The organism is Spirosoma lituiforme, assembly GCF_054776635.1.
In genome coordinates, this window is record NZ_BAAHBO010000049.1 from 1 (window position 1) to 613 (window position 613).

At 42.9% G+C, this 613-nt stretch carries 1 protein-coding gene; it reads right to left on the reverse strand.

What is annotated here, in order from left to right; genetic code table 11:
• A partial coding sequence (locus ACYU87_RS27620) for a hypothetical protein (protein WP_461137226.1) occupies positions 1-613 on the reverse strand: 613 nt, incomplete at both ends.

Consider the following 613-nt stretch of genomic DNA (forward strand, 5'->3'; position numbering starts at 1 on the left):
GTAGGTTGTTGTGCCTGTTAGTGTTCCATGGGCACCAGCTTTGAATTCTACTTTTACAAAGTTGTCTGGTACTGATGGTTTTCCTTCGCCTGGGTTTTGTGGTACTACATCTGTGCCGTTGTATTGGTATTGGGCTGTGATTGTTGTATCTGTTGTGTAGCTTGCTGTTAATGGTTTATCCCATGCGTCATTGCCAGTTTTTTGTGCCCAGCCTGTATTTGGTGTTACACTTGGAGCTGATAGGGTTACTTCTTCATTTTTTAGTACCCAGTAGGTTTTTGTTGTTCCGTTTGCTATTGTTCCGTGAGCTCCTGCTGAAAATTCTACTTTTACGTAGTCGGTGTCGCTTGGATCTGATGTTACAACTTTTGCTTTGTACTTAGCTGTGATGTCTGTTGTGTTTGCAAATGTTCCTGTTAGTGGTTTATCCCAGCCTGTGTGTTTGTAGCCGTCTGCTGCTGTGACACTTGGAGCAGTTAATGTTACTTCTTTAGTTGGGTTTACCCAGTATTTGGTTGTTTCAGTGCCTGCGATTGTTCCGTTTGTTCCTGGTTTGAATTCTACTAGGACAAAGTTGTCTGGTACTGATGGTTTTCCTTCGCCTGGGTTTTGT